This is a genomic window from Microbacterium sp. 22296 (assembly GCF_052045385.1).
Taxonomy (GTDB): Bacteria; Actinomycetota; Actinomycetes; order Actinomycetales; family Microbacteriaceae; genus Microbacterium.
Genome location: NZ_JBQEOS010000018.1, coordinates 1 through 1,411, shown reverse-complemented (window position 1 = coordinate 1,411; position 1,411 = coordinate 1). Strand labels below are relative to the sequence as shown.

General features: G+C 66.9%; 2 protein-coding genes. Both read left to right on the top strand.

Going from position 1 to position 1,411, the window contains the following annotated elements:
• Window positions 1-447 (top strand): ATP-binding cassette domain-containing protein (locus tag ACTJJP_RS17335; RefSeq protein WP_440776231.1); only part of this gene is annotated, 447 nt, incomplete at its 5' end.
• On the top strand, window positions 444-1,411 hold a 968-nt coding region (locus ACTJJP_RS17330), incomplete at its 3' end, for an ABC transporter permease (protein WP_440776233.1). The genes ACTJJP_RS17335 and ACTJJP_RS17330, both read left to right, overlap by 4 nt.

Below are 1,411 nucleotides of genomic sequence, written 5' to 3'. Positions count from 1 at the left end.
ATCCGCCGCCCGGGCCTGGCGGGGGCGTTGGGGTTCATGAAGACCAAGGACATGGCCGTCGCCTCCCGCGCCGCGTTCGATGAGCTCGGTGCGACCGTGCGCTCGCTGACCTCCCCGGTGGGGGAGATGTCGGGTGGGCAGCGGCAGGCGATCGCGATCGCCCGCGCCGTGCACTGGGCCGGACGCCTCGTCTTCCTCGACGAACCCACCGCCGCCCTCGGGGTGCGTCAGACCAAGAACGTGCTCGAAACGATCCGCCGGGTGCGGGACAAGGGCATCGCCGTCGTGCTGATCTCGCACTCGATGCCGCACGTGATGGAGGTCTGCGACCGCATCCAGGTGCTGCGCCTGGGAACTCGCGTGGCGAACATCGACGCCAAGAACACCTCCATGGAAGAACTCGTCGGACTCATGACCGGCGCCGTCACGAAGGACGACTCCAAATGAGCACCACGACACCCCCCACCGAGACCGTCGCCATCGGCACCTTCGACGACAACAAGCCCAACTTCTTCGTGGGGCTCCTCAAGGCACAGGCCTTCCAGATCCTCATCATCCTCATCGTCATCGTGCTGATCTTCAGCGCGCTGGCGCCGGACTCGTTCGCCCAGTGGTCGAACTTCCGCCTCATCATCCAGAACGCCTCGATCCTCGCGGTGCTCGGCGTCGGGATGACGTACATCATCATCACCTCGGGCATCGACCTCTCGATCGGGTCGGTCCTGGTGTTCTCGGGCGTCGTGGCGGCCATGACGATGCGTGCCCTCGGCGGGGAGGGCTGGGGCGTCGCGACCATCGGCATCCTCGTCTCGATCCTGAGCGGCGTCTGCTGGGGGCTGCTCAACGGCTTCCTCATCGCCAAGGCGAAGATCCCGCCGCTCATCGTCACGCTCGGCTCGCTCGGTATGGCCCTGGGCCTCGCGCAGATCCTGACGGGCGGCGTCGACATCCGCGACGTGCCCACGGTGCTGACGGTCTCGATCGGCTACGGCAACGTCTTCGGGTCGCTGCCCATCATCAGCGTCATCGCGCTCGTGGTCGTGGTGATCGGGGCGATCGTGCTGCACTTCACGAAGTTCGGGCTCTACACCTACGCCGTCGGCTCCAGCGAGCTGGCCGCTCGTCGCGTGGGCGTGAAGGTGGACCGCCACCTCATCTCGGTCTACACGCTGTCGGGAGCGCTCGCCGGTCTCGCCGGCATCCTCGCCCTGTCGCAGTTCTCGACCACGGCGATCGCGGGTCAGTCGCAGACCAACCTGAACGTCATCGCGGCCGTCGTCATCGGCGGAACGTCCCTCTTCGGCGGCGTCGGCACGATCTTCGGAACCGTGGTCGGCCTGTTCATCCCGGCGGTGCTGCAGAACGGCTTCGTCATCACCGGCGTGCAGCCCTTCTGGCAGCAGGTCGCCGT